The sequence below is a fragment of the Nocardiopsis rhodophaea genome (assembly GCF_039530945.1).
Taxonomy (GTDB): domain Bacteria; phylum Actinomycetota; class Actinomycetes; order Streptosporangiales; family Streptosporangiaceae; genus Nocardiopsis_C; species Nocardiopsis_C rhodophaea.
Window position 1 is genome coordinate 89,971 of sequence record NZ_BAAAPC010000008.1, and the last position, 26,149, is coordinate 116,119.

The window sequence follows — 26,149 nt, forward strand, 5'->3', positions numbered from 1 at the left end:
GTGGTGAACCGAGGTCGGCACGACCGGCGCATCCGGTCCTGAGGGTACCTGCTGACCTCCGCTGTTGGGGTGGCGGGTGACGCGTGTGGTGGTCGCGCGGGGTGGGGCGGGGCCATGGTCGCGGGTCGGCCCCTTCCGCTGTCGCCGCAGGCGGGCCGCGGCCGTCGCGGGCCGTGGCCGTCGCGGGCCGTGGCCCGCCTGCCCTCCGGCCCTGCTCAGCAGGGCTGTGGAAGTACGCTGGCCGCCCCGCACTGGGGGTGGCGTGTCGGTTCGGTGGCGTGCAGGTGCTTGTCCATCCACACGGTCACTCCGCCCGATGCGGTGGCATGGAAGACCACGTCGTCCATGAGGGCCCGCATCAGCAGAATGCCCCTTCCCGACTCCCATTCGACTTCCGGAAGGGGCACCCGGCCGGCCCGGAACCCCGGGCCTTGGTGGCTGATCTCCACGAGGCACAGTGATGAGCGGAACCGCACCCGGACCGCGTAGTCGGGGGCGGGAGCTCCGTGGTCGACGGCGTTGGCGCAGGCCTCGGTGGCGGCGATCAGGATCGGGTAGCTGCAGTCGTCGCAGATGCCGCGGGCGCGGAGCGCGGTGCGGAGCACGTCCCGCATCACGGCGACGGTGTACGCCTGACGGGGGAGGGTGATCGAGAATTGCTCGTCCATCAACAGACCCTCACGACCGTTCGTCATTTGCCTAGGAAGCTTCCCGGGGGAAGCGTGACGAAACGGGACGTTCGGGCCGTTTGGGGTGTCCTGAGCCTCAGGCGGGGCAAACCCGCAGGAGGTCGCAGGGGAGCCCCCTTGCCCGCTGATCTCGGCGATATCGACCTTATTTCCCCCGCTGGAGTTTCGGGTTTTTGGGGGTTATAACGCCCCGATGTCGCTGAGGATCTGTTCGATCTCGGTGATCCGCTGTTCTGGCTGGTCGGGGTGGTCAGCGCAGACTTCCGTGATCGCGGGCGCATGCCGGGCGCGGATGATGTCGCGGCGCAGCCGCGCGGCCATGTCGATGAACGCCGGGCGGGCCTTGGCCGTGTAGTAGGGCGCCTCGGCACGGCGCCGCGCGGTGTCGGGACCGGGTTGCCCGTGCAGGGCGTAGTAGCAGATGACCAGGGTGTAGCACAAAAGCTGCAGGGGGGCGGTGCGGCGCACCGCGGCGGGCACCCGGTTGTGGGGCTGGCCCAGGCCCAGGTGCTGCTTGGCGTCGCGGAAGCAGGTCTCGATGGCCCACCGGTCGCGGTAGCGGGCGATGACGCCGGTGGTGGGGGTGGCGGTGTCGGTGCTCAGCAGCGCCGCGTCATATCCGGTGGTGGTGTGCGGGTTGCGGATGAGGACCAGGCGCAGGGGGGTGTGGCCCAGGGTGGCCCGGTAGCAGGGCACATCAGCGGCTGAGCAGGCCGGGTCCGCCAGGGGGGTGAAGGGGGCCGCCCCGGCGATCTGGCCGGGGCGGCCCAGGCGGGTGGCGGTGCCGGTGCGGGCGGGGGCGCGGTGGAGCACCGCGGTGTGCTTGAGGCGCACGGTCCAGGTCACGGTGTCGGGCAGGGCGGCCAGGGCCGGAGTGGAGTAGGCGGCATCGGCCACCACGTGCACCGGCCGGCCCAGCACCTGGGCCAGGCGCCACACCAGGGCCACGGCGATGTCGGGGGCCGAGGGCCGCTCGCCGCCGCCCGCGGCCGGTGCGGCGGTGGCGCTGGTGCAGGCCTGCACGTGGTCCAGGGCCCGCTCCCATGCGGTTCGTGCGTCCTGGAGGCGCTGCCAGGCGTGCTGGGCGCGCCGGGCGCGCCGCGAGCCGGGCTGCTGCGGGGTGCCGGGCAGGCGGTGCCCGCGGGCGGCGGCCGCCGCCCGCGCGGCCCGGCGGTCCCGGATGCGCTGGGCGTGGGGGGCCCACCTGCGTTGGGCGGACTCCAGGGCGCTGGCGGCCCGTCCCAGGCGGGTGCGCTTGTCCCCGGTGCGGCGGGGGCGGGGCTGGTGCAGGGCGATGAGGACCGGCAGCGCGATAGCCCGCGGGCTGATCTGGGGCACACGCACCGCGATCGCCACCACGACGAACCGGTTGCCCCAGGTCAGGGCGGTGGTGTGTTGGGCGGAGCCGTCGTGGGAGAGCATCCGGGCGAACACTTTGCGGCCCCAGCGCTCCAGCAGGGTGTCGTCCACCACGACCTGCACCGCCTCGCCGGGTGGGACGAAGTGGTCGGCTACCCAGAGGGCCAGGCGTTCGCCCAGCTGGTGGGCGTCCCACCGGTTGCGGGCGAAAAAGTCGCTGAACCGGTGGTGGGACACCGCGGTGCCCAGCCCGGCTGCGCGCTGCATGCCGGTGAGGGTGGCCCGGCCGACCTGGCAGACGGCGCCGGTGGCCACCGCGGTGAACAGGCGGTAGGTCGGCGCGGTGAAACAGGCCTGGAAGATCGCGAGTAGGGCGAGCCAGCCCGGGGGTAGCATCGGTGCCGGAAGCATCGGCGGCTCCTCGTGAGAGGTCTTTCTTTTGGCACCGTCGATGCTTCCCTTGTTTCCGGGCCCGCGGCAGGGGGCCAGGGGTTATCTCACCTCAGGGCAAGCGGCCTGTCACCTTCTCCCCAAAAACCCGAAACTTGAGTCCCCCGATATTCGGTCGATATCGCCGAGATCAGCGGGGAGTCGCGGGCGCGGGCGTCAGGCGACGCGCAGCTCGAAGTCCTCGATCACGGGGTTGGCCAGCAGAGTCTCGGCGAGGCGGCGGATGTCGGTCAGCCTGGCGTCGTCGACCTCGCCGTCCACCTCCACCTCGAAGCGCTTGCCCTGGCGCACCTGGGTGACGCCCTCGAAGCCGAGCCGGCCACACGCCCCCACGATGGCCTGGCCCTGGGGGTCCAGGATCTCCGGCTTGAGCATGACGTCGACGATGACGCGGGCCACGGGGTCCTCCACGGTTGTGCCACACTTCACGGGCTTGGGCGGGCGCCACTCCACGCTGCGGGAGGGGGCCGGGAAAAGCGTACGGCACCTGCGCACACTCCGGTCGTCCGGGGCTCCGCGCGCCCGTTTCCTTACCGCATACTTACGCCTGGGAGGTACCGAATCGCCCGATTGGTGACACTCATCACCCTTGTTCGTGGCATCATAATGGGCTCTTTCGTGCGTCTACCAGGGTGGCAGCGATCATCCGGTCGTCGGAAAAGGGGGAGATTTGGCGACCATTCAACTTGAGCGCACCGCCGCTACCACAGAAGCTTCGGAAGCCCCGGAGGAACTGGACTTCGTCACGGCGGTGACGCCTTACGCCGACCAGTTGTACCCCACCGCACTGCGCATGACGCGCAACGCGGCCGACGCCGAGGACCTGGTCCAGGAGACGTTCACGAAGGCGTTCGCCAACTTCCACCAGTTCAAGGCCGGGACCAACCTGCGAGCCTGGCTGTACCGGATTCTGACCAACACCTTCATCAACGGCTACCGCAAGAAGCAGCGCGAGCCGCTGCAGGACTCCACCGACGAGATCAAGGACTGGCAGCTCGCCGCTGCCGACGCGCACACCTCGTCCGGTGCCCGCTCCGCGGAGATGGAGGTGCTCGACCACCTTCCCGACTCCGACATCCGCGTGGCCCTGGCGGAGCTGCCCGAAGAGTTCCGTCTCGTCGTCTACCTCATCGACATCGAGGGCTACTCCTACAAGGAGGTGGCCGCTCGGATGGGGACCCCGCTGGGCACCGTCATGTCGCGGCTGCACCGCGCCCGGCGGCAGCTGCGCGAGATGCTCACCGACTATGCCCGTGAGCGGGGCGTGCGCGCGGCCGCCTGACGCGGTCGCTTCCTCTGCACCTGTACCGCCTGTCCCTGTCCCATCCGGTTCCCCCATAACGCACAGAAGGACGTCACTCATAGTGACGTCCTTCTGTGCGTTGGGTGATCTTTTCGCGGTCCGCGCGTCGCGCGTGGAGGCCCGGTCAGACCCGAGTGAACGAGTTTGTCGGATGTCCGAATTTTTCTTCGGACGGCCTTGCGAAAGGTAGGAAGTCCTGGTAGTTGCGCTTTTGCGGTTCTCGGACATCATGGGTTGCAACCGAAAAGGTGCAACCCAGGCCTTGCGCCAACCGTGGTGAGTTCTGTCACGATGTCGGTAGGGCTGCCTGCCCATACCCGTTACCCCGGGTAAGCGGGCTGAGATCCGGCCGACCAGCGGTACCCCGCGAGATCGGCCCCGAGAACCCCGAGGAGCGACAGGTGTCGAACAACACCGCGCATGAGGAACCGGAGCTGGTCCAGCTCCTGACCCCCGAGGGGGTGTTCACAGAGCACCCCGACTACCCGCTCGACATCGACCCCGAGGACGTGCGCGGGCTCTACCGTGACCTTGTTCTGGTCCGCCGGGTCGACACTGAGGCGGTGGCGCTGCAACGCCAGGGCGAGCTCGGCCTGTGGGCCTCGCTGCTCGGCCAGGAAGCGGCACAGATCGGTTCGGGGCGCGCGCTGCGCCCGGACGACATGGCCTTCCCCTCCTACCGCGAGCACGGTGTGGCGTGGTGCCGCGGCATCGAGCCCCGGGAGCTGCTGGGCATGTTCCGCGGCGTGACCAACGGCGGCTGGGACCCCCGCGAGCACGGCTTCCACCTGTACACGATCGTGATCGGCAGCCAGGCCCTGCACGCGACCGGGTACGCCATGGGCGTGCAGCGCGACGGCTCCGTCGGCGAGGACGGGGCCGCGGTCATCGCCTATTTCGGCGACGGGGCCACCAGCCAGGGCGACACCAACGAGGCGTTCAACTTCGCGGCGGTCAACAACGCCCCGGTCGTGTTCTTCTGCCAGAACAACCAGTGGGCCATCTCCGAGCCGTTGGAGCGCCAGTCCCGTGTACCGCTGTACAAACGCGCGGCCGGGTTCGGTTTCCCGGGCGTGCGTGTCGACGGCAACGACGTCCTCGCCTGCCTCGCGGTCACCCGCGCGGCCCTCAACGGCGCCCGCGAGGGCCAGGGGCCCACGCTCATCGAGGCGTTCACCTACCGCATGGGGGCGCACACCACCAACGACGACCCCAGCCGCTACCGCGTGTCCGCGGAACTGGAGGAGTGGGAGCGCAAGGACCCGATCCTGCGGCTGCGCGCCTACCTGGAGAAGGAAGGGATGGCCGACGAGGCGTTCTTCGCCGGGGTCGAGGCCGAGTCGGACCAGCTCGGCGAGCGCGTACGCCACGAGTGCAGAACCATGTCCGACCCCGACCCGTTGGACATCTTCAACGAGGTCTACGCGGAGCCCAACGTCCACATCGACCGCCAGCGCGCGGAGTTCGCCGACTATCTCGCCTCCTTCGAGGACAGCGGCGCGGAAGGGGGCCGGTGACCCTATGAGCACGAAACTCACGATCGGCAAGGGCATCAACGCGGGGCTGCGGCGCGCGATGGAGGCCGACCCCAAGGTCCTCATCATGGGCGAGGACGTCGGCAAACTCGGCGGCGTGTTCCGGGTGACCGACGGTCTGCACAAGGACTTCGGCGCCGACCGGGTCATCGACACCCCCCTGGCCGAGTCCGGCATCATCGGCACGGCGATCGGCCTGGCCCTGCGCGGCTACCGCCCGGTGTGCGAGATCCAGTTCGACGGCTTCTTCTTCCCGGCCACCAACCAGACCTTCACGCAGCTTGCCAAGATGCACAGACGCGCGGCGGGCAAGGTGAAGCTTCCCGTCGTCATCCGCATCCCCTACGGCGGCGGCATCGGCGCGGTCGAGCACCACAGCGAGTCCCCCGAGGCGTACTTCGCGCACACCGCCGGGCTGCGCGTGGTGACCGTGGCCAACGCGGTCGACTCCTACTGGATGATCCAGCAAGCCATCGCCTCCGACGACCCGGTGGTCTTCTTCGAGCCCAAGCGGCGCTACTACGAGAAGGCCGAAGTCGACACCGAGGCGCCGCTGCACACGGCCACCCCCATGGGCAGCGCGCGCATCGCCCGCCCCGGCACCGACGCCACCCTCCTCGCCTACGGACCCATGGTCAAGACGGCCCTGCAGGCCGCGGAAGCCGACACGGACCACTCGATCGAGGTGATCGACCTTCGCTCCCTCGCGCCCGTCGACTACGACACCGTCGTCGAGTCGGTGAAGCGCACCGGACGCCTCATCGTCACCCACGAGGCACCTCTCACCAGCGGCTTGGGCGCGGAAATCGCCGCCCGGGTCACCGAGGCGTGCTTCTACCACCTGGAGTCTCCGGTCATCCGGGTCGCGGGATTCGACACCCCCTATCCCCAGTCCCGGCTGGAGGAGCACTACCTGCCCGACCTTGATCGGGTACTCGACGGTGTCGACCGCGCGTTCGCGTTCTAAGGGAGCCAGGTGAGCATGGTTCAGCAAGGAGTTCAGGAGTTCCGCCTGCCCGATGTGGGTGAAGGGCTCGTCGACGCCGAGATCCTGCAGTGGTATGTGCAGCCCGGCGACGAGGTCAAGGTCAACCAGATGATCTGCGAGATCGAGACCGCCAAGGCCGCCGTGGAGCTGCCGTGCCCGTTCGCCGGGACCGTCACCGAGCTGCTCGTGGAGGCCGGGGAGACCGTCGACGTGGGAACCCCGATCATCCGGGTATCCGACGGCAGCGCCGGTGCCGCCCCGGAGGCCCCCGCGGCGGAGGAGGCCGCGGCGGCCCCCGCCGAGGAGGACGAGAAGGAGAAGCCGCTGGTCGGCTACGGCGAAAAGGCCGCGCCCACGCAGCGCCGTCGCCGCAAGCGTCCCCAGGGCGCGGCGGCTCCGGCAGCGGAAGCCGCGGCCGCCCCGCAGGCCCCGGCGCCGTCTGCCCCCGCCGAGGAGCAGCAGCCCGCGCCGTCGACACAGCAGTCGGCGCCCCTCAACGGCGGCACCACCCGCGCCCTGGCCAAGCCGCCCGTGCGCAAGCTCGCCAAGGACCTCGGGGTGGATCTGCGCGCGGTCACCCCCACCGGCCCCGGCGGTCTGGTGACCCGCGAGGACGTGCACCGCCACAGCGAGGCGGCGGCCCCCGCACCGGCCGTTCCGGCCCCCGCTGAGGCGCCCGAGACGGCCGAGGCACCGGCGGCGCCCGTGAGCGCGGAGCCCGCAGCGCGCGAGCAGCGCGTCCCGATCAAGGGCGTGCGCAAGCGCACCGCCGCGGCCATGGTGAACAGCGCCTTCACGGCCCCGCACGTCACCGAGTTCCTGCAGGTCGACGTCACCAAGACGATGAAGGCCGTGCGCAAGCTCCGGGAGCGCCGGGAGTTCGCCGACACCAAGGTCTCCCCGCTGCTGCTGGTGGCCCGCGCCCTGCTCACCGCCGTTCGGCGGCACCCCGAGGTGAACGCGACGTGGGACGAGCAGGCGCAGGAGATCGTGGTGAAGAACTACGTGAACCTGGGGATCGCGGCCGCCACCGACCGCGGCCTGGTCGTGCCCAACATCAAGGACGCGGGCACCAAGCCGCTGCCCGAGCTCGCCCGTGAGCTGCAGCGGCTCACCGAAACGGCGCGCACGGGAAAGACCACCCCGGCCGACATGACCGGCGGCACCATCACCATCACCAACGTCGGCGTCTTCGGCGTCGACGCGGGCACGCCCATCCTCAACCCGGGTGAGGCCGCGATCCTGGCGTTCGGCCAGATCCGCGACATGCCGTGGGTGCACAAGGGCAAGCTCAAGGTCCGCAAGGTGACGACCCTGTCGCTGTCCTTCGACCACCGCCTTGTCGACGGCGAACTGGGATCGAAGGTGCTGCGCGATGTCGGCGCGGTACTGGAGGACCCGGAGACGGTCTCCCTGGCCTGGGGCTGATCCGGATCCCCACCCGGGACGCGCACGCTACGGACCGGCCTCGCGGGACTTTCCCCGAGGCCGGTCCGTGTTTCCAGCGCCGCCGTCGAGGACGACGAACACGCGCGGGGCGCGTCGATCGGTGCTGCGGACCGGTGAACCGGCGGCAGGTCCGGTACGTGTCCTTTGGCAGTGGGCCGCCCCTGTCGTCCACAGCGTGTGGATGTGGATCTAGCGCGGGCGGGGGCGGCCCCTCCGTCCCGCCTCTCCTTGATCGGGCGCCATCGGCGAGTTCGCGGGCGCGCCCGCACCGTACGGGGGCGTGGGGGCCGTCCGCTCTCGCCCATGGAAGGGCGGCGTCGGTCCTGTCGCGCGCTCACCGTTCGCCCTCCCGCCCGCGGGCAAGGGACGGACACGCAGACCAGCACGGTGACCAGCACGCGGATCAGCACGGAGATCTGTCGCGAGGCCGCGCATGTACCGCCCCGGGTGGTGGCGACGAGGCTCTAGGGCTGCACCCCCGACTGCGGTGAAGACCTCCGTTGGCGCCTCCGGCCCGCGATCCACCGCACGATGGCGACCACGCCGATGATGGTGAGGCCCACACCAGCGCCGAGCCGCAGGTATCCGGGGATAAGGGGGAAGTTGGCCAGGTTGTAGACCAGGTGTGCCGCCATGAAGGACCACACCAGTGGAACCTGGCGGTAGACGAGCAGGTAGCCCGCCATCCACACGAGGGTGAATGCGAGCGCCTGGGGGCCGTAGTAGAGGTGGAAGGGCGTGCGCAGCACGACCAGCACCAGCAGCTGAGCCGGCCACCCCCAGCCCAGGCGGTTCATGATGGCCATGGGCAGGGCGAGGATCAGCAGTTCCTCCACGAAGCCGCCGTGCACCTCGGAGAGGAACGTCATCCACAGCGGTGTCGAGACCTCGGGTGTGGGCCACTCGGGCAAGAGGAAGAGCACCTCGAAACCGAGCTTCATCGCCACGTAGGCGGCGCCGGCCGCGCCAATGGCTCGCCCTACTGTCACACCCCGCAGTCCGAGCTCGGTGGCGGACAGGCGCAGGCCCCGGTGGGCGAGCAGGAGCGCGAGGGGGGCGACGAGGAATCCGGCCTGGTACAGGGCGATGATTACGCCGCTGGGAGCCGGGATGAACCTGCCGAGCTCGATGGGGCTGCCGACCAGGATGCCGACGGCCACCGCACTGGAGAGTCCGAAGGAGAGCAGATAGCCCACGATCACCAGGGACCAGGCCCGGGCCGACCATCCGGGCTGCTCAGTGGCGGTCGATGGAGGTCTGTTGGTCATCGCGCCAGGATAGGAACGTAGGGTCGGTCCGGACCGCCCATATCGGCCAAAAGAGTCGTCATCTTCTCATCAAAGATCGGGGATAACCCGTATCCACCGCGGGTGCGAGACTGAAAGACGAGCCGGACCGGCATCCCGTGGTGTCGATGCGTCCCGGCATCGAGCCGGTGGACGGGACCGTCGAGGAGCCGCACGGGGAGAGGGACAGAGAGAGGCAGGGAGAGACCACAGAGACAAGGAGGACCCCGCGATGACCCTCACGCTGCGCGTCGCCGAGGAACTCCGGTTCTTCCTCGCGCCGCGGCACCGCGGCGGCGTGGTGCGGCTCGACCACGACGACAGCGCCAGCCTCGGCCACATCGTGCAGTCCCTGGGTGTCCCCCTGACAGAGGTCGGCGCCCTCGCCAATCGCGGCCGCGAGGTCAGCGCCGACTATCGCCCACGAGCCGGCGACCTCATCGAAGTCGGTCCGCCTCCTCTCCCGCAGGCGCTCCCGGTGTGGCCGCCGCGCTTCGTGCTCGATGTCCACCTGGGCACCCTGGCCCGCCGTCTGCGCCTCGTCGGCGTCGACACCGCTTACCCCGACGAGTTCGACGACGACACGCTGATCGACCGCGCCAACGCCGAGCAGCGGGTGCTGCTCACCCGCGATCGCGGGCTGCTGTTCCGCCGTTGCCTGCGGTTGGGGGCACACGTCCGCGCCGATGCCCCCGACGCGCAGCTCACCGAGGTCCTGGAGCGCTTCAATCCGCCACTCCGGCCGTGGACCCGCTGCCTGGCCTGCAACGGCCAGCTCAACGGTGTCGCCAAGGCCGACGTGACCGACGAACTGATGGCGGGCACGCGCGCCACCTACGACACCTTCTCCCGCTGCGCCTCCTGCGGCCGGGTGTTCTGGCCCGGTGCCCACCACCACCGGCTACGGCGGATCGTCGAGCGTGCCCGGCGCGCCGTCGCGGGTTAGCCGCGGCTACTTCGGGGGCCAGCCGAAGTGGGCCGCGGCCCGCAGCAGTGCCGGGAACATCTCGACCGAACCGGGGATGTGCATCCCTCGGAGGCGGACCTTCTCTCCACTGTGCAGCCGGATCTTGATGTCACCTGCTGGGTGGTTGGCCGAGGAGTGCTGGAACGCGGCGATCTCGCCCCAGTTCACCGCCGTGTGGGTCCTCCCTTTCCGGGTCATGAACCCGTGTTCGAACACGTAGGCGCTCTTGCGCCGACGGTTCAGGGCCACCATCCAGAGGAGGAACGTCACGGCGGGGGCGATGAGGAGAAGGCGGAGCATGACGTCGGGGGTGTCCCACCCGGACGTCTCCAGCACGACCGGGACCGCGAACAGCGCCACGACGCTGATGAGGAATTTCAGCCCGCCGCGCCAGGGGCTCCCCGTCTCCGAGTGCACGCTGAGGGGATCGCCGAGCTCCTTCTGCCGCGCCGCTTGGGCCGTCGCGGCGGGCAGCGGGGCCACCGGCGGTCGCGGCGCCGGGTGGGGAGCGGCCTGCGGTGCTCCCGGATAGGGCTGGTTCGCGCTCGGGGGGCCGTACTGGGCCCCGTAGGTGTCGGCCGCGCTCTCCGGCGCCCTGGGGGGCCGCATCGGCCCCCACGGGAGCTCGGGTTGGGGCATGGGCGGGTGCTGGTGCATCGCAGTCCGATCTATCGAGAGGGGGATCAGGGAGGAGCGGGGGGTGCGCGGGACGGCCACTCGTCCCGCGAGTCATTCATCGGTGGGCCGGGCGGACGGCCGCTGCTGCCGGGAAAACGGGAAAAGGACAGGCGAACAGGTGGGCCGCCCGGGGGCGGTTTAGCTCGTCCAGCCCGCGACCAGGGGGTGGCCGTCCATGGAGGCGTCGTGCGGAGCGGGGAAGTCGGCGGTCCGGTTCGGCGTGCCGTCCTCAAGGTCGACCCGGTACCAGGTCGAGTCGGTCTGCAGCAGCACCCCGTCGCGCTTGGGTGCGGGCGCGTACTGCTCCACCACACCGTCACTCGCGTCGAGCAGCTGAATGGTCGTGTAGCCCTGGCCGGTGTCATCGAGGGTGATGAGCCGCGCGCCGCCCTCGCCGTCCGGCACGCCGTTGCCCTGGTCCGCCGGGCCGACGATGATGTTGCCCTCGCCCCAGACGGGGGTGGAGTCCAGGCTCTGCCACTGCTTTCCGCCCGCCGCGAGCGTCGCGTTCATCAGATGATCACCGTTCTTGCGGACGGTGAGCGAACTGCCGTCCTGGCCGGTCATCTGCGTGACCGGTACCTGTTCGCGGATGTGTACCGCGCCGTCGGGCGTCAGCTCCCAGGAGGCGGGCTTTCCGCCCTCACCCGCGGGCAACTGCCCGGCCTGCTTCGGCGACGCGGTCGGATCGTCCAGCGGAACCGACATGACGCGCGCGGTCGACGGGGTGCCCGGCGTTCGAGCGGAGAACCAGATCCGATCCCCCTGGATCCGCGGTTCGCCCCACTGCTCGGAGGCCTGCGCGCTGATCGCCGCGAGGGGCTCATAGGCGGTTTGGTCGGCGTTGAGCTGGGCCAACTGGAGGTCACTGTTGTCCTGTGCCGAGTAGACGAAGTACCGCCAGTCATCCGAGAACATCGCGTACGCCGGAATGCCCGACACCATCGGATCCAGGGCGCGCTCGGGCAGGGCGACGGCGGCCTTCTCCGTCCCGCTCTCGGGATCCACGAACACGAGCGCCTGACTCTCCTCGGGGTCGCCCCCCTCGTACCCCCGGAAGACCAGCGCCAGCCCGGTCAATTCGTCCTTCTCGGAGGAGCCGCCCCCACCACCCCCGTCCGCTGTCCCGGCGGCCCCGCTACAGGCACTGGTGAGCAGCAACGCGACCGCGGCCGCAACCCCAACCAGCGCACGCGCGCGACGCATACATCCGCCTTTCCGAACGAGGAACCTCAGCCCTCCGACCCTCGACACCCGGGGGAGGGGGAGAACGGCGGAACCACCTTCCGGGCGGTGCTCCGCCCCCAATGTCTCAATGAGACCAGAGAGAACCAGTATGACGGTGCTCCCTGACAACCGGCGAACCCGCGGCGAACCGGACACGGACGGTGGCCCTCCACCAAGCGGCCACCATCTGCGGTATCGGGTTCTTTCACCGGTTCGCGCCGGCGACGTTCGCGGACACCATCGCCACCAGCCTCGGAGCTTCGGCCACGGGCCTCGGGGTTCTGGCGGCTGGGCACTTCTGGATCTACACCGCCGCGCAGATACCCGCGGGCATGGTCCTCGACCGCTATGGGGCGCGATCCAGTGTGGCGGCCGCATCTGCCGTTGTCGCCCTGGGATCGGTCCTCTTGGCCACAGCCGGAGGCCTGGTACAGGCGACCTGCGGACCGATCCTGACAGGACTGGGGATGTCGGCGGTGTTCGTCGGAGTGATGCGTTTCAACGCCCAGGCGTTCCCCGCCCACCGGTACGGGCTGGTGACCAGTGTGACGATGCTGATCGCCAACGTCGGCAGCATCGCCGCCGGCTCGCCGACGGCGCTCTTGATCGAGCATTGGTCGCGGCGGACCCTGTTCGGCGTCGCCAGTCTGGTGTCGGCGGTGCTGGCGGTGATGGTGTGTTCGCGGCGTCGGCCGTGATCCAGCCCGCCTTCGGGTGGGTCTTGGACCACACATCGCGTGACCTGGGTGGTTACCAGGTCGCCCTGGCGCTGCCTATCGCACTGGCCGCGGTCGGACTCGTGGCGGCGTGCGCGGCGAAGGAGACCCGCTGCCGCGAGCAGGCACCCGACATCCCCGCCCCGGTCCGGCGATCGGACTGAACCAGGCCGCGGAACGCGATCCCGCGGGGCGAGGGCATACCCCCGCGGGATCGAACGGCGTCCCCGGTCCGGGCCGCGCGGTGCGCCTACTCCGGCGGGTCGCTCCAGGGGGCCTGGAGTTGTTCTGGCCGCTGCCCGCGGCGGGCCAGCAGGGCGCGGCCGGGTGGGAGGGGCCGGGAGGCGACGCCGTTGGCGAGGCGGCCTTCCATGCGGTCGCCGGAGAAGAGGACGCCGGTGGTGGCCGCGTCGGTGAGGGCCTGGGGGATGGGTTCGAAGAGGGCCCGGCCGGCGCCGCCCGTGCGGCGGGCGACGATGAGGTGGAGGCCGAGGTCGGCGCCCTGCGGGATGAACTGGGCCAGGGGGGCCAGCGGGTTGCCCTGGCGGTTGCTGACCAGGTCGAGGTCGTCGACCACCACGAACAGTTCCAGCCCCTTCCACCAGCTGCGCTGCCGCAGCTGCTGGGGGGTGACGTCGGGGCCGGGCAGGCGTTCCTTGACGGAGCCGGCCAGCTGACCGGCGATCTGCTGGGTGAACTGCGCCTCGGTGCAGTAGGCGAGCAGGTGCTCCTCGCCGACCACGCCGAGGTGGGCGCGCTTGAAGTCGACCAGAACGATGCCCACCTCCTCCGGCGGGCGCTGGGTGAGCTGCCGCAGGAGGCCGCGGAGCAGGGCGCTCTTGCCCGTCTGCGGGTCGCCGAAGACCATCAGGTGCGGTTCCTCGGACAGGTGCAGCAGGGCCGGTTCCAGGGTCCGCTCCGCCATTCCGAGCACCAGTTCCGGTCCGTCGTGCGTGCGCGTCAGCTCCTCCAGCTCGACCAGATCCGGCAGCGTCCGCACCTGCTGGACGGCCCGCGCGGTCCAGCGCTTGCCGACCTGGGTGACGAGGTCGCGCACGCCCGCGCCGAGGTCCTGGTCGTCGGCGACGCCGTCGACCCGCGGCAGGGCGATGTGGGCCATGTTCTCGTCGGCCAGCAGGGCCCGGCCCGGGACGTCCTTGGGGATCTCCTCAGCGATCTTGCGGCCGATGCCCGAGTCGAACGGGTCGGTCAGCCGCAGCTCGATCCGGCCGCCGAAGAAGGCCGCCAGCTTGCTGCGGACCTGCGAGCTCGCCGCGCCCGTGAGGATCGTGTGCACGCCCAGGGACGGCCCGCGCGTGACGATGTCGAGCAGCACGTCGTCGGCGTCCTCGAAGTTCTCGCGAACCGACGACCACCCGTCGATCATCAGGAACACGTCGCCCGCGATGCCCTTGGGCACCTTCCCCTCGGCGCGCGCCTTGCGCAGCCCCGCCGGAGAGTCCAGGCCGACACTCCGGAACACCTGCTCGCGCTGGTCGAGCTGCGTGGACACGTCGGACAGGATCCGCTGCACCCGCTCGGGGTCGGACCGGCCGGCCACACCCGCCACGTGCGGGAGTCCTTCCAGGGCCGCGAGGCCGCCGCCGCCGAAGTCGACCGCGTAGATCGCGACCCGGCCGGGCGGGTACCGCCACGCCAGGCTCGCGATCATCGTGCGCAGCAGTGTGCTCTTGCCCGTCTGCGGCCCGCCGAGCACCACGATGTTGCTGTCGGCGCCGGTGAAGTCCACAGCCGTTGGCTCTTGCCGCTGGTCGCGCGGGATGTCGGTGAGGCCGATGTAGGCGCGCATTTCGGCCGCGTCCGGCTCGGCGTCCTCCCGGCTGGCTGCGCTGCCGTCCTCGGCGGCGACCTGCTCGAACAGCGTGTCCAGGGTGAGTGCCGTCGGCAGCGGGGGCAGCCACACGGGTCGCACCGGCTCCGCTTCGGCCGCGACCAGGCGATCCACGGCGACCTGCAGCACGCTGCGGGTCGTCGAGCCGTCGCCGTCCGCGTCGCCGGCCGCGTCGTCACCCGCGAGGTCCGACAGGCCCAGCAGCGCCCCGACAGCGTTGTAGGAGATCACCGGGAGGACCGGGTCATCATCGCTGGTGGCCTCCGCGGGCGGGATATAGGGGCCGGAGACCATGGCGGCCTTGAAGCGTTCGAACACCGATGTGTCGACCTTGAGGTAGCCCGATCCCGGTTCGGGGGGCAGGTGGTAGGCGTCGCCCACACCGATGGCCTCGCGGCTCTCGGCCTCGGAGAAGGTGCGCAGGCCGATGCGGTAGGACAGGTGGGATTCCAGCCCCTTGATCTTGCCCGACTCCAGGCGCTGGGTGGCCAGCAGCAGATGCACGCCGATGGACCGGCCGATGCGGCCGATGGCCACGAACAGCTCGGCGAAGTCGGGGTGGGCGGTCAGCAGCTCGGAGAACTCGTCGATGATGACCAGAAGGTGCGGCAGGGGCTCCAGGTCGGGGCGCTGGGCGCGCAGGGCCTCGTAGGCGTGGAGGTTGGGCAGGTTGCCGGCGTCCTTGAGGAGCTGCTGGCGGCGGGTGAGTTCGCCGTACATGGCCTCGCGGAAGCGGGCGACCAGGGTGTCGTCGTCGGCGAGGTTGGTGATCAGGCCGGCGCTGTGGGGCAGGCGGTCGGTATCGGCGAACGTGGCACCGCCCTTGAAGTCGACCAGGAGCAGGGCCAGGTGCTCGGGGGAGTGGTTGATGACCAGGGAGGCGACCAGGGTGCGCAGCATCTCGGACTTGCCCGAGCCGGTGGCGCCCACGACCAGCCCGTGGGGGCCCATGCCCCCGAACGCCGACTCCTTCAGGTCGAGGAGGACCAGGTTCCCCGAGGGGCCGACACCGATCGGGACCCGCAGGTAGTCGTTGGTGCTGCGGGGCTTCCACGTGTGGCGCGCGTCGAGCTGGGCGACGTCGGACACGCCCAGGATCTCCGGGAGGTCGACGGTGGTGTGCAGGACGTCGGCGCCGTCGCTGGCGGCCAGCCGCATCGGCGACAGGATCCGCGACAGGGAGGTGAGCAGCGCGACGCTCGCCTGGTCGGCGGTCCCCTCCAGGGGAGTGCGCGGTGCCTCGGTGTCGCGGCCCGTGGCGGCGCTACCGCTTGCGCTGCCGCCGCCTGGTGCGGTGTCGTCGGTGTCCTCGGTGAGTTTGCCGTCCGCGGTCACATACAGCCGCATGTCGACCTGTTCGGGTTCCTCCCGCCGCTCGCCCAGCAGCATGATCAGGTGGATACCGAGGTCGGCCAGGGACGAGACCGGCGGTTCGGCGGCCAGTCCCGACAGTGTCGCCTGGAACTCGCCGTCCACGATCATCACCAGCCGCTGCGTGCCCGGGCCCGGCGGGCGCCCGCGGCGGCGCTGCATGTCGAGGGTGCGCTGCTCGATCTCGGCCGACAGCAGCTCCGCCATCTCCACGGTGTTGCCCGCCACCAGCCGCGCCGGGAGCGGTCCGTCGGTGATGTCGTCGTGAGCGTTGTGCGGCAGCCACTTCAGCCAGTCCCACTCGGGCAGCAGGCGCGCGTGGCGCACCACACCGAGCCGCACGTCCTCGGGCGCGGAGAAGGTGGCGAGCTGGGCGACGAGCGAGCGCGCCAACGCGCGCCCCGCCGCCCGGTCGCCGATGACCGAAACGACGCCCAGCTCACGCAGCGGCACCACCAGGGGTTCCTCGGGCACCTGCGCGTAGAGCTCGACGAGCTGGTCGGCGAGCCCCTGGCACACGGGGTCGTAGACGACCAGCGGGTTAGAGGCGTCGACCTTGAGGCTGAGCGGGCGCGCCAGGGGCCGGGTGCCGGTGCCGACGCGCAGGTGCAGGAAGTCGGGGTCGGACGCTCGCCGCTCCCACCGGCGGGCCGGAAGCCGGGCCGGTTCGGTGAGCAGGTCCGGCGCGGGGTGCCGGAACGCGCTGCCCCTGCGCTGGGTCGCGGCAACATCCCGCACGGTCTCGCGCAGCTGGTCGAGGTAGTCGAGGTAGCGTTCGCGCTGCTCCCGGATGCGCTTGCGCGGCCCGTTGTGCTGGGCGAGGAACATGGTGACGCCCACGGCGACGCTGGCCAGCATGACGAGCATGGCCCCGGCCGCGTACAGCGGGCGGTTTCCCATGGTGACCGCCATGAGCAGCGAGCCCGAACCGCTGATCACCGGCATGATCATCATCGTCATGGAGCTCGTGGCCGGGGGGTTGTCCGGCAACTGCGGGGGCGCGGCGATGACGAGGGGATCGGAGCCGGGGTCGGGGACGGAGTGTCGTGCGGGGCGGTGGACAAGCGTGGTCGCCAAGGCGATCTCTCCGGTGCACCTGGGAAAGGAGGAGTGGGAAGTTGCTACGGTAATGATCCCGCAACCAGGTGGAATCGCCTAATTGGACTCCAGGGGCGGGAACCTCCGCAAACGCACGCGAACCACCACCATCACGAGGGAAAACGACGGACGTGAGTGGATACTGCCGGGTGACGGTCACCGGGCCGCAGCGCTGGGCCGACCTCGCCCTTCCGGGGACGGTTCCGGTGGCCACCCTCCTTCCGCAGGTGATCCGGGTGGTCTCTCCCGACACCGAGGGCACCGAACCCGCCGGATGGACGCTGACCACCAGCGACGGCGAGCCCGTCCACCCCGAGGCCTCCCTGGAGAACGCGGGCATCGGCGACGGCGACGTCCTGCTCCTCGAACGGGTCAGCGCACGTGGCCGCCCGGCCCACATCGACGACGTGCGCGGCGCCGTCGAGGACGAGATCGACGAGACCGCCCGCTTCTGGGGCTCCTCCGCGACCTTCGCTTTCGGGATGCTGCTGGCCGCCATCGGCCCCCTGATCGTGCTGGGCGTCATGACCTACGTCCGGTCCAGCCCCGGCAACTTGGCGATCGCCGGTATCGGCGCGCTCTACGCGCTCGCCCTCGTCATGTTCGCGACCCGCCGCTCTATGGCCGGAGTCGGCCACGTGCTCTTCGGGACGGCGTGCGCCTGGGGCGCCGCCACCGGCATGTTCGCCGTGCACGTGGTGAGCCCGAACGCTGACGTCCTGGTCCTCGCCGCGTTCGGCAGCGTGGGTGCCCTCCTCATCGCCGGTATCGGCTGGATGATCGACGAGCTGGGCCTGTCCTATGTGGCGGCGCTAGCCGTGGTCACCGTCGCCGGTGGCGTGATCAGCGCGGTCGGCATGTTCGTCGACGGGGCCCAGGGGGTGCGTGCGCTGGCGGTCCTCCTCGTCCTGGGTGTTGGCGCCCTGCCCCGCATCGCCCTGGCGATGGGCGGGCTGTCGAGCCTCGACTACGAGGTCCGCCACTCCGGCCAGGTCGACAGTGAGCGTTTCGAGGAGAGCCTGACCAGCAGCGACCGCCTGCTGCTCGGCGCGGTTGTGGGTTTCGCCGCCAGCGCGGTCGCCGCCGTGCCGCTCCTGGTGTTCATGGGCCGGGGCTTTCCCGACGTCCTGCTCGCGGCGCTGCTGTCGCTCCTGCTGGTCCTGCGCTCCCGGCTCTTCGACCGGATCGGCCACGTCCTCCCGCTGCGCGTCGGCGGGGTGGTGGGCCTCGGGATCACCCTCATGGCCTCCAGCAGGCTGGTTCCGGCCCTGGGCCCGTGGATCCCGGCCATCGCGCTGGCGCTCGGTGTCGCGGTGTCCGTCCTCAGCTGGATCCGCTTGGCGGATGTCCCGCGCGCCTCCCTGCGCCGCGTCATCAACGGGGTCGAGGTCGCCGTGATCGTGGCCCTGTGCGCCACCACCGCCTGGGCCATGGGACTGTTCGACCTGATCGCCTCGCTCACGGCTTAGGTACCGAGGGCGGGTGGCGCTGCGCGGAATTCGCGAGGCTGCTGGGCGCTGCACCACCTCCCGTCGTGACATCCGACACCGCCTCGACGAGGTCGGCCGACGCCGCCGCGCGGCGAGTTACCAGCGCCCCTTTTCGTCGATCCGCCGCGATCGCGGGAAATGTGGATGCGCCGTGCTTGGATAAAAAGCCGAGGGCGTTCATTCTCGATCCGTTTCGGTACGGCGGTCCAATTTCCGTTCCTTCCGACGGATCGGGGGGAAAGGGGACAAGGGTGCGCGAGCCGCCGCCTCCTCCTTCCGTGTGAGCATGCGAAAGAAGTCCCGGTGGCGCGGGCTGCCGGTGAGGGGCGATGGACTCGGGGGCGTCTGGTGGGAGCCGTATCCGTCCCGGGAGCACGGGGCAGGGGGTACCGGGTAGGGATGGGAACTCGGTGAAATGTCGAGCGGATTCGATCGCAGAAACGGCGGACGTGTGCTGCTTACCCTCACCGCGGCGCCGGAAGGCGAATAGTGTGAGCGGAGCGATAATATCGAGGCGGCCGGGTTTGTCCGGCAGCTGTCGCGGTACGCGGCACCGAGGGGCGGCCGCCGGGACCGGTGCCCGGCCGGTCGGAGGAACACTCGTGAATTGGGGGGCCGATGAAGCGGATCGATCTCGACCTGCTCGGTGAGCTGTACCGGAAGTACGCCGAACCGCTAGCCAAGGTGCGCGACCAGCAACGGGCCTTCTGCCGCGACATGCGGGGGAAGATGACACCGCAGCTCGACGACCTCGAAGCGGAGATCACCTACCTGCTCCTGCGCGAGCACCGCCCCGCGACGGTCATGGAGCTGGGCACCTTCCACGGGTGGTCCACCAGCTGGATCCTCTCCGCGCTCCGCGACAACGGCACCGGGCACTTGCACTCCTACGACATCGTGGACAACGTCGTCTCCAACGTCCCCGCCGAGCTGTCGGCCGACCGCTGGACGTTCCACAAGGGCGACATCCGTCAGCACGTTGACGTGGTCCCCGACGGCATTGAGTACCTGTTCGTGGACGCCGCACACAACGGCCGCTTCGCCCGCTGGTACATCGACCACCTCTTCCCCCGCGTCGCCGCCGGGACCCCGGTGAGCGTGCACGACGTCTTCCACCAGAGCTTCGCCCTGCCCTTCACCGAGGGGCGGGCTGTACTCAAGTGGCTGGCAAACAAGGAGACGCCCTACTTCACCCCCTCCAAGGCCAAGGCCCCCGAGACGTACCGCGCGATCCACGCCCTCAAGCGCGACCTCGGCTTAGACGAACCAGTGCGCACCGGCACGGACAACCCGATGATCTACTTCCACCTCCCGGCATAGACCTGTGATGGGGGCGGTACCGAGGGCGGAGGGAACTGGGGGTGTCGCAGCCCATCGCGCCCGCGAGCCACGTAGGGCAGGCGCCCGCCCCCACAGTCCCGGCCTTTGGCTCACCGATGTTCACTCCGTCCGGCGGTCAACCGTCCCCAGAGAACGAACGGCCGAGCACGTCCTGAGACCACACACCGACATCCGCATGGCTGTCGGCGCCAGGGGAACGGGAGCCACCCCCGTGATCCAGGACAGTGGCCGCTGCTGTGGTCTGTGAGACATCGTCGAGGACGGTACCGACAAACCACCAGTCGTGGAAGGCGGTTCCATTGGCCCACACGGTGCGTTCCTGGCCTGCGCTGGCGTCGTTGTAGTCGAAGACCCCTGATGGGAGGTACCTCGCGCGCTTTCGTGTGAAAGTCGCTCACCGTCCAGAGCCCATCGGATGACGACATGGTGCCGCGCTCCTTCCCAACGCCACTAGGCTGTCGCGACTCGACCTGCACCGGAATCGCTCACTCGGCGTGAGTTTGCTTTCGATCCCGCGGCTTAGCGAGACGCGGCACGGTCAGCAGAGTGAGAACTGCTGCGATCAACCACAGGGTGACGGACAGCATGCCGACCAGGTGGAGTCCGGACGTGAACCCCGCGGGAGCTGACGGCTCGCGGACCATGGCGCCAAACACGGCGATGCCCAGGGCGCCCGCGGCCTGTCGGGCGGTGTTGTTCACGCCGGAAGACAGACCCGGTCGCTCCGATGGACCGGCCTGGAGGGCCGCCGCCACTACCGAGGGGGTCAGAAGACCCATACCCAGCCCGATGCCGAGCAGCACAGGAACGAGCACGAGATAGGAGCTGTTCGGACCGATCATTGGGAGGCATGCGGCTCCGAAAGCACCGAGGAGCAGGCCGCCGAGCATCGGGGGACGGGGGCCGTAACGCGCGGCGAGACGGCCGGTCAGTGGTGCGCATATGGCAAGGGGGATGAACAGTGGCAGCAGCATGGTTCCGGCGGTCAGGGGGCCGTAATGCTGCACTCCTTGCAGATACAGGGTGATCAGGAAGACCGCCGGCCACCCGGCAGCGGTGACGAGGACGCCTCCGAGCAGGGGGCCCGCCGGTAGGGCGAGTGCCGAGATGCCCGCCCACACGCCCAAGGCACGGGCCTGTTCCGCGCGTTCGGGAAACGTTCTGTTCAATACGGCCAAGGTGCTGGGCAACAGCAGGGCGGCGGCAAGGCCCTCAAGGGCGCGGGCACCGACCAGCGTGGAGGTTCCTGGGGCGAGGCCATGCAGCAACGAGGCGACCCCGAACAGCCCCATGCCCGCGAGGGCGACTGTCGTCGCCCCTGAGATCGATCCGGTCCGGCGGCAGCCCTGGATCCTGGCCAGGGGCGGCGAAAAGCTGCTCAGGTGGCGCCGGGCTGCGTGCTCGGCGTCGATCCCCCAAGCGGCGTTCACCCTGTCCGGTTTCACGGTCGGCGAGCGGGTTGACGGGACGTTAGGGCCCAGGTCGCCGACGAGGGGCACCCCCATTATTTTATAATCTTAGCGAAGTAAAATCGGGCGGTCGGCTGGTTCCGTGGAGAACTGCAATCTGGGAATCTCTCTGCGGAAGTTGCGGCTGACCAGTATACGTTGGTGGGTTTCGGAGTGTACTGCATGAGTACCGTGTGCGCGTGGCGAACACTCTAGCTAAAATATTAAGCTAAGCTTCGCACATGACCGAGAAGACGACAGAGGCCGACCTGCCCATCGCCCTGGCCCGGCAGACCCGCGACAGCGTGTCCCGGCTGGCCCGGCGCATGCGGCAGGAGCGCCCAGCAGACACCCTTGGCATGACGAGCGTCTCCATCCTGAGCAGGTTGGAGCGTGGCGGCGGACTCAGCCCGAAGGAGCTGGCCGACCACGAGCGGGTTCAGCCGCAGTCCCTCACCCGCGCCCTCGCCGGTCTGGAGGAGCGCGGTCTCATCACCCGTGAGGCACACCCCCGTGACGGCCGACAGGTGATCGTCGAGATCACCGATGAAGGCCGTGCCCTGGTGGAGTCCGACCGGAGGCTGCGGGACGAGTGGCTGGCGACGACCATGGCCGCGCGGCTGACACCGGTCGAGCGGGAGGTGCTTGCCACCGCGAACCGACTGCTGGACATGCTGTCGCAGACATAGCCAACCGAGAGGACGCTGTGCCGAGAACACCCCTCGAATCAGCGCAGGACGTCCCCGGCACGACGCGCATTCCCCTCCTCGTACTGCTGCCCATCGTGCTCGGCACGCTGCTCAACGCGCTGAACTCTTCGATGATCGCGGTGGCCCTGCTGGACATCCAGCGCGCCTTCGACGCCGGACCCGCCGTCATCTGGCTCGTCTCCGGCCTCTACCTGGCCACCGCCGTGGCGCAGCCCACCATGGGCCGGCTCGCCGATACGCTCGGCGCCCGTCCGGTGTTCTGTGTCGGCTTGGTCCTGGTCCTGGTCGCGGCGGTCGCCGCCCCCTTCGCCCCGGGGCTCGGCTGGCTCATCGCCACCCGGGTGCTGCTCGGGGTGGGCACCTCCGCCGCCTACCCCGCCGGGATGTCCATGATCCGGGCCTGGTCCGCCGCGCACAGCACCCCTGGGGCCGCCCCGATCGGCGGGCTGGGCGCGATCTCGGCGGCGTCCCAGGTCGCGGTCGCTCTGGGGCCGCCGCTCGGTGGTGTGCTCGTCCAGTTCGCCGACTGGAGCGCCATCTTCTGGATCAACGTCCCGATCACGCTGACCTCGCTCGTCATGGCCCTGATCTGGCTCCCCGCGGACACGCCGGACCGTCGGCCCGGCGTCGGAAACCTGCTCAGGGAACTCGACCTGCTCGGCATGGCGCTGTTCGTCGGCCAGCTCACCGGCCTGATGGCGTTCCTGCTCTCCCTGTCAGAAGAGCACCCCCGCTGGTGGGCGCTGGCCTGCTTCGCCGTGCTGCTGGTCGCCCTGGTGCTGTGGGAGCTGCGCCGCGAACGGCCCTTCCTGGACTTGCGCATGCTCACCGGCAACCTCGGGCTGACCGGCACCTACGTGCGCTGCGCCGCGACGTACGTGGTCTTCTACGCCATCACCTACGCGCTGCCGCAGTGGCTACAGCTGGGCCGCGGGCTCTCCGAGGCCCAGTCCGGGCTGGTCATGCTGCCCGTCGCGGCGCTGGGCTTCCTCACCACCATGTGGGCCACCCGGCTCACGCGCCGCAGGGGTCTGCGCACCGTGCTCGTCACCGGCTCCATCGCGCTGTGCGTCGGCAGCGCGGCGCTGATCGTTACGGGAAGCGCCGCACCCCTGTGGGTGATCGTCCTCATCGCCGCCGTTCTCGGACTCCCGACCGGCTTCAACAACCTCGGAAACCAGACCCTGCTCTACCGGACCGCCCCGCACGACCAGATGGGCATCGCCTCAGGCCTCTTCCGCACGTCGCAGTACATCGGCGCGAACCTCGCCGCCGCCCTCGTCGGCGTGACCTTCGGCGGCTCGGCGGACGACTCCGGTCTCCATCTTCTGGGCGCCGCGATCACGGCAATCAGCCTCGGGCTGCTGGTCAGCTCGGTCCTGTCCCGACACGCGCGCGACGCTGCGTCGGACGGCTGATCCCGATCACGTCCCTGGCGGTTCCCTGCCCCCGGACCGCCACGGGCTCCGCCCCGCACACCTCGGCGCGCGCCAGCGCGCCCGAGCCCTCTCACCCGGAAAGGAACCTTCCATGCCCGTGACCGACCTCAACCCCCGCTGCGCCCTCGTCGTCCTGGACGTTCAGCAGGGCATCGTCTCTCTGCCGCTCCAGCCGCACCCCGCCGAACGGGTCGTCGGCAACAGTGCGCGTCTGGCGACGGCGTTCCGCGCTGCCGGGCTGCCTGTCGTCCTCGTCAACGTCGCCCACGGCCCCGACGGCGCGGCCGCACTGCGGCCCAACGCCGACGTGTCGCCCAACTCGCCCTCTTTGGACCCCGAGTTTGAACGGCTCGCCCCGGAACTCGCGCCGGAGCCCGGCGACCTGCTGATCACCAAGCGGCAGTGGGGCGCCTTCACCGGGACCGAACTCGACCTGCAGATGCGCCGCCGCGGTATCGAAGAGCTCGTCCTCACCGGCGTGGCCACCAACCTGGCGGTCGAATCCACCGCCAGATTCGCCTACGAGCTCGGCTACGACATCGTCGTCGCCGAAGACGCCACGAGCACGTTCTCGGCCGAGCACCAGGACTTCGCCATCCAGCAAATCCTGCCGATGATCGCCCGCGTCGACACGACCGACGCCGTGCTCAAGGCTCTCCACAGCGATCCGGATGCGGGCCTGACCGAGACCGGTGGCCCGTTCGGCGACGGGCAGGCGAGGGCGACCCCTGGCGTGCCCGAGCACCAGTAGAGAGGTTCCTGGCCATCTGGCCTCTATGCGTCGTTCGAGTGGGTTCAAGCTTTCCCCAAACAGGGACGGACAGTGTTAGATCCTTACTCTAAGGAAACAAGTGGATGCGTAGGGTAACAGTCGCGCCTTGGGGGTTGACGCATGACCACACCTGTCTTCGAGCAGACGATCACGGGGTACTCGCTGCGCACCGCGCACGGACTCGCGCAGGCATCGGAGCTCGCTTACCACGACGAAGAGAAGATCACGACCACGGCGGCCGTGTGGGGGATGCCCGAGTGCCGGTTCTTCCGGGAGGAGTTCGAGCAACCGTTTCCGCTGGACGACACCCAGGCCTATGTCGCCGGCAACGCCAAGGTGGTCGTCGTCGCCTTCCGCGGCACCGAACCGTCGCGGTTGCGCGACTGGCTCGCCGACGCCGAGGGGCTCCTGGCCCCCGACCCGAACGGCAAGGGCATGGTGCACATGGGCTTCAACAATGCCCTGGACGCGGTGTATCCGCAGGTCCTCAACGCGGTATCGGAGATGCGCGGCAACGGCCAGTCGATCTGTATCACCGGCCACAGCCTGGGCGGTGCGCTGGCCATGCTGGCCGCGGCCCGGATGCGCTTCGGGGATTCCCGGCTGCTGGCGGACGGCGTCTACACCTTCGGCCAGCCGCGCACGTGCGACCCGCTGATGGCCAGAGCTTTCGACCGGGAGTTCAAGGGCCGCATGTTCCGCTTCGTCAACAACAGCGACATCGTCCCCCAGCTCCCGCCTGAGCCGGTCTACCACCATGTCGACGAGGAGAAGTACTTCGACGCCGACGGCCGGCTGCGGGAGAAGAAGATGTCGCTGCTGGGCGGCCTGACCGAGAAGGCCCAGGGCCAGACGGTCGACCCGATGGCCCTGGGCACGGACGCGATCGGCGACCACGGCATCAACCGCTACATCGCCAACCTGGAAAAGGCGATGGGCTGACCGCCGAGTAACACCACTCGCCGCCCGCCCGTGCCGGACCCGTACCCACCCGGATGGGGCACGGGCGGGCGTGCGCCATGCCCGCTGGACACGTCCCGCTCACCGGCGCCGAGTGGAGGCGTGGCGGGGCCCGTGGCGGCTCAGTCCTCGCGCGTGAGGGCCCGCCGGATCTCCGCGACGCGGTCGTCGTCGACCTCGACGTCGGGATCGGCTTCGAGGAAGGCCGCGGCGAGGGCGCCGAGCGCCAGCCCGGGAAGCGTCCAGTCGGCCGGGTCAGGGGCGCCGAACAGGTCGGCACGGATCGTCTCTTCGGACAGGGCGGGGGTCGCCGGTGCCATCACCACCACCCCGCGCACCATGGCGTTCGCGAGTGTCGCCAGCGCTTCGAATCCGGTGCCCAGCGTCGGACGGAGGCGCAGGCCGAGCAGGGACGCCACGCGTTCGTACGCGGAGGCGAGACCGGCGGTGACGTTGCGCTCCGACTCGGCGAGGGATGCCTGGACCTCGGCGCGGAGCTCGCCTTCGGGAAGGCTCAGGAAGGTCGCGTGCAGCGCGAGGTAGGTGCGCCATTCCGGCGAGCGAAGGAAGGTCTGGAGTTCGGCGGGGGCACCCTGCCGCAGGATCTCGGCCGCGAGGGCGATGCGCAGTGACGGGGTCTTCAACCAGTCCAGGCGGTCGAGAATGGTCTGGTCGACCGCGCGGCGCGCCTCCGGGTTCTCCTCGACGATGCCCGGGCTGGTGCCGCGCGCGAGTTCTTTCAGCAGGTCACTGAAGAACAGATCCTTGTACGGCCAGCGGCGGTAAACCGCGCTGCGTGACACGCCCGCATCGCGGATCACGTCTTCGAAGCTGATGTGCTCCAGGCTGACCGTCAGCCCTGCACTGCTGACCTGGTCCATCGCGGCCTGGAGCATGCGCCGCTCGGTCTCCTGGTCGCTGAGTCGGCGCCTCCGCCGCGTGAGGCCCGTGGCGGCTCGGGAGTCCCCGCTCATGCTGCACCTTCTGCGCTTGGCATATGATGTCTCAAATTTTGAGTACC

Annotated in this window: 22 protein-coding genes and 1 pseudogene; 13 read left to right on the forward strand and 10 right to left on the reverse strand. The window is 70.1% G+C overall.

Going from position 1 to position 26,149, the window contains the following annotated elements:
* Positions 1 to 215 precede the first annotated feature (215 nt).
* From ABD259_RS10880 to purS, 3 genes are all read right to left on the reverse strand, one after another.
* Positions 216 to 668, reverse strand: coding sequence for an ATP-binding protein (locus tag ABD259_RS10880; RefSeq protein ID WP_344106953.1), 453 nt, complete (start codon positions 666 to 668; stop codon positions 216 to 218).
* 201 nt (positions 669 to 869) lie between these two features.
* On the reverse strand, positions 870 to 2,459 hold the full coding sequence (locus tag ABD259_RS10885) for a transposase (protein ID WP_344161913.1): 1,590 nt from the start codon (positions 2,457 to 2,459) through the stop codon (positions 870 to 872).
* Positions 2,460 to 2,654: 195 nt separating this feature from the next.
* The gene (purS, locus tag ABD259_RS10890) at positions 2,655 to 2,897 is read right to left on the reverse strand and encodes a phosphoribosylformylglycinamidine synthase subunit PurS (protein WP_344161916.1); all 243 of its coding nucleotides are present in this window, start codon (positions 2,895 to 2,897) and stop codon (positions 2,655 to 2,657) included.
* A gap of 271 nt (positions 2,898 to 3,168) precedes the next feature.
* Between purS and ABD259_RS10895 the strand changes: the two genes are divergently transcribed.
* From ABD259_RS10895 to ABD259_RS10910, 4 genes are all read left to right on the forward strand, one after another.
* The gene (locus ABD259_RS10895) at positions 3,169 to 3,780 is read left to right on the forward strand and encodes a sigma-70 family RNA polymerase sigma factor (RefSeq protein WP_344109214.1); all 612 of its coding nucleotides are present in this window, start codon (positions 3,169 to 3,171) and stop codon (positions 3,778 to 3,780) included.
* A gap of 422 nt (positions 3,781 to 4,202) precedes the next feature.
* Positions 4,203 to 5,318, forward strand: coding sequence for a pyruvate dehydrogenase (acetyl-transferring) E1 component subunit alpha (gene pdhA / locus ABD259_RS10900; protein WP_344161919.1), 1,116 nt, complete (start codon positions 4,203 to 4,205; stop codon positions 5,316 to 5,318).
* A 4-nt stretch (positions 5,319 to 5,322) separates the two neighbouring features.
* On the forward strand, positions 5,323 to 6,303 hold the full coding sequence (locus ABD259_RS10905; protein ID WP_344109209.1) for an alpha-ketoacid dehydrogenase subunit beta: 981 nt from the start codon (positions 5,323 to 5,325) through the stop codon (positions 6,301 to 6,303).
* A 15-nt stretch (positions 6,304 to 6,318) separates the two neighbouring features.
* Entirely contained in the window at positions 6,319 to 7,752 is a 1,434-nt protein-coding gene (locus ABD259_RS10910; protein WP_344109207.1) for a dihydrolipoamide acetyltransferase family protein, read from the forward strand.
* 485 nt (positions 7,753 to 8,237) lie between these two features.
* Here ABD259_RS10910 and ABD259_RS10915 read toward each other — a convergent pair whose 3' ends face one another.
* On the reverse strand, positions 8,238 to 9,041 hold the full coding sequence (locus ABD259_RS10915; RefSeq protein WP_344109204.1) for a CPBP family glutamic-type intramembrane protease: 804 nt from the start codon (positions 9,039 to 9,041) through the stop codon (positions 8,238 to 8,240).
* Positions 9,042 to 9,291: 250 nt separating this feature from the next.
* Between ABD259_RS10915 and ABD259_RS10920 the strand changes: the two genes are divergently transcribed.
* Positions 9,292 to 10,005 carry a Mut7-C RNAse domain-containing protein gene (locus ABD259_RS10920; protein WP_344109201.1) on the forward strand — a complete coding sequence of 238 codons (714 nt, stop codon included), beginning with the start codon at positions 9,292 to 9,294 and terminating at the stop codon, positions 10,003 to 10,005.
* A 6-nt stretch (positions 10,006 to 10,011) separates the two neighbouring features.
* Here the strand turns inward: ABD259_RS10920 and ABD259_RS10925 are convergent, their stop codons facing one another.
* Positions 10,012 to 10,635: a hypothetical protein gene (locus tag ABD259_RS10925; RefSeq protein WP_344161922.1), complete on the reverse strand. Its 624-nt coding sequence runs from the start codon at positions 10,633 to 10,635 to the stop codon at positions 10,012 to 10,014.
* 207 nt (positions 10,636 to 10,842) lie between these two features.
* Positions 10,843 to 11,910 carry a hypothetical protein gene (locus tag ABD259_RS10930; protein WP_344109196.1) on the reverse strand — a complete coding sequence of 356 codons (1,068 nt, stop codon included), beginning with the start codon at positions 11,908 to 11,910 and terminating at the stop codon, positions 10,843 to 10,845.
* A 182-nt stretch (positions 11,911 to 12,092) separates the two neighbouring features.
* On the opposite strand from ABD259_RS10930, the gene ABD259_RS10935 reads away from it, so the two are divergent.
* Together ABD259_RS10935 and ABD259_RS10940 are read left to right on the forward strand one after the other, a co-directional pair.
* Positions 12,093 to 12,629, forward strand: coding sequence for an MFS transporter (locus ABD259_RS10935; RefSeq protein ID WP_344161925.1), 537 nt, complete (start codon positions 12,093 to 12,095; stop codon positions 12,627 to 12,629).
* Entirely contained in the window at positions 12,626 to 12,811 is a 186-nt protein-coding gene (locus ABD259_RS10940; protein WP_344109192.1) for a hypothetical protein, read from the forward strand. The genes ABD259_RS10935 and ABD259_RS10940 overlap by 4 nt, the downstream gene beginning before the upstream one ends.
* Positions 12,812 to 12,897: 86 nt before the next feature.
* Here ABD259_RS10940 and eccCa read toward each other — a convergent pair whose 3' ends face one another.
* Positions 12,898 to 16,824, reverse strand: a complete 3,927-nt coding sequence (gene eccCa, locus ABD259_RS10945; RefSeq protein WP_344109216.1) for a type VII secretion protein EccCa — start codon at positions 16,822 to 16,824, stop codon at positions 12,898 to 12,900.
* A gap of 275 nt (positions 16,825 to 17,099) precedes the next feature.
* Here eccCa and eccD point away from each other — a divergent pair, with 275 nt between their 5' ends.
* On the forward strand, positions 17,100 to 18,437 hold the full coding sequence (gene eccD, locus ABD259_RS10950) for a type VII secretion integral membrane protein EccD (RefSeq protein ID WP_344109191.1): 1,338 nt from the start codon (positions 17,100 to 17,102) through the stop codon (positions 18,435 to 18,437).
* Positions 18,438 to 19,076: 639 nt separating this feature from the next.
* On the forward strand, positions 19,077 to 19,778 hold the full coding sequence (locus tag ABD259_RS10955; protein ID WP_344161928.1) for a class I SAM-dependent methyltransferase: 702 nt from the start codon (positions 19,077 to 19,079) through the stop codon (positions 19,776 to 19,778).
* Between the two features lie 136 nt (positions 19,779 to 19,914).
* Here the strand turns inward: ABD259_RS10955 and ABD259_RS25840 are convergent.
* A pseudogene (locus ABD259_RS25840) lies at positions 19,915 to 20,157 on the reverse strand (hypothetical protein); the annotation flags it as partial.
* A 127-nt stretch (positions 20,158 to 20,284) separates the two neighbouring features.
* Complete coding sequence (locus tag ABD259_RS10960) at positions 20,285 to 21,229, reverse strand: MFS transporter (protein WP_344161931.1); 945 nt, start codon at positions 21,227 to 21,229, stop codon at positions 20,285 to 20,287.
* A gap of 260 nt (positions 21,230 to 21,489) precedes the next feature.
* On the opposite strand from ABD259_RS10960, the gene ABD259_RS10965 reads away from it, so the two are divergent.
* The 4 genes from ABD259_RS10965 to ABD259_RS10980 all read left to right on the forward strand — a co-directional run bounded on the left by ABD259_RS10965 (position 21,490) and on the right by ABD259_RS10980 (position 25,110).
* Positions 21,490 to 21,936: a MarR family winged helix-turn-helix transcriptional regulator gene (locus ABD259_RS10965; protein ID WP_344161934.1), complete on the forward strand. Its 447-nt coding sequence runs from the start codon at positions 21,490 to 21,492 to the stop codon at positions 21,934 to 21,936.
* Positions 21,937 to 21,953: 17 nt separating this feature from the next.
* The gene (locus ABD259_RS10970) at positions 21,954 to 23,375 is read left to right on the forward strand and encodes an MFS transporter (RefSeq protein ID WP_344161937.1); all 1,422 of its coding nucleotides are present in this window, start codon (positions 21,954 to 21,956) and stop codon (positions 23,373 to 23,375) included.
* A gap of 112 nt (positions 23,376 to 23,487) precedes the next feature.
* The gene (locus ABD259_RS10975) at positions 23,488 to 24,147 is read left to right on the forward strand and encodes an isochorismatase family protein (RefSeq protein WP_344161941.1); all 660 of its coding nucleotides are present in this window, start codon (positions 23,488 to 23,490) and stop codon (positions 24,145 to 24,147) included.
* 141 nt (positions 24,148 to 24,288) lie between these two features.
* Complete coding sequence (locus tag ABD259_RS10980) at positions 24,289 to 25,110, forward strand: lipase family protein (protein ID WP_344109053.1); 822 nt, start codon at positions 24,289 to 24,291, stop codon at positions 25,108 to 25,110.
* A 140-nt stretch (positions 25,111 to 25,250) separates the two neighbouring features.
* Here ABD259_RS10980 and ABD259_RS10985 read toward each other — a convergent pair whose 3' ends face one another.
* Positions 25,251 to 26,102, reverse strand: coding sequence for a TetR/AcrR family transcriptional regulator (locus ABD259_RS10985; protein WP_344161944.1), 852 nt, complete (start codon positions 26,100 to 26,102; stop codon positions 25,251 to 25,253).
* Positions 26,103 to 26,149: the final 47 nt, after the last annotated feature.

Coding starts and splice junctions, on each gene's coding strand:
- ABD259_RS10930 (WP_344109196.1), bottom strand. CDS start 11,910: ATGCGTCGCGCGCGTGCGCTGGTTGGGGTTGCGGCCGCGGTCGCGTTG.
- eccCa (WP_344109216.1), bottom strand. CDS start 16,824: ATGATGATCATGCCGGTGATCAGCGGTTCGGGCTCGCTGCTCATGGCG.
- ABD259_RS10975 (WP_344161941.1), top strand. CDS start 23,488: ATGCCCGTGACCGACCTCAACCCCCGCTGCGCCCTCGTCGTCCTGGAC.
- ABD259_RS10880 (WP_344106953.1), bottom strand. CDS start 668: ATGGACGAGCAATTCTCGATCACCCTCCCCCGTCAGGCGTACACCGTC.
- ABD259_RS10920 (WP_344109201.1), top strand. CDS start 9,292: ATGACCCTCACGCTGCGCGTCGCCGAGGAACTCCGGTTCTTCCTCGCG.
- ABD259_RS10925 (WP_344161922.1), bottom strand. CDS start 10,635: ATGCGGCCCCCCAGGGCGCCGGAGAGCGCGGCCGACACCTACGGGGCC.
- ABD259_RS10910 (WP_344109207.1), top strand. CDS start 6,319: ATGGTTCAGCAAGGAGTTCAGGAGTTCCGCCTGCCCGATGTGGGTGAA.
- ABD259_RS10915 (WP_344109204.1), bottom strand. CDS start 9,041: ATGACCAACAGACCTCCATCGACCGCCACTGAGCAGCCCGGATGGTCG.
- ABD259_RS10965 (WP_344161934.1), top strand. CDS start 21,490: ATGACCGAGAAGACGACAGAGGCCGACCTGCCCATCGCCCTGGCCCGG.
- ABD259_RS10980 (WP_344109053.1), top strand. CDS start 24,289: ATGACCACACCTGTCTTCGAGCAGACGATCACGGGGTACTCGCTGCGC.
- ABD259_RS10885 (WP_344161913.1), bottom strand. CDS start 2,459: ATGCTTCCGGCACCGATGCTACCCCCGGGCTGGCTCGCCCTACTCGCG.
- ABD259_RS10955 (WP_344161928.1), top strand. CDS start 19,077: ATGAAGCGGATCGATCTCGACCTGCTCGGTGAGCTGTACCGGAAGTAC.
- ABD259_RS10985 (WP_344161944.1), bottom strand. CDS start 26,102: ATGAGCGGGGACTCCCGAGCCGCCACGGGCCTCACGCGGCGGAGGCGC.
- ABD259_RS10905 (WP_344109209.1), top strand. CDS start 5,323: ATGAGCACGAAACTCACGATCGGCAAGGGCATCAACGCGGGGCTGCGG.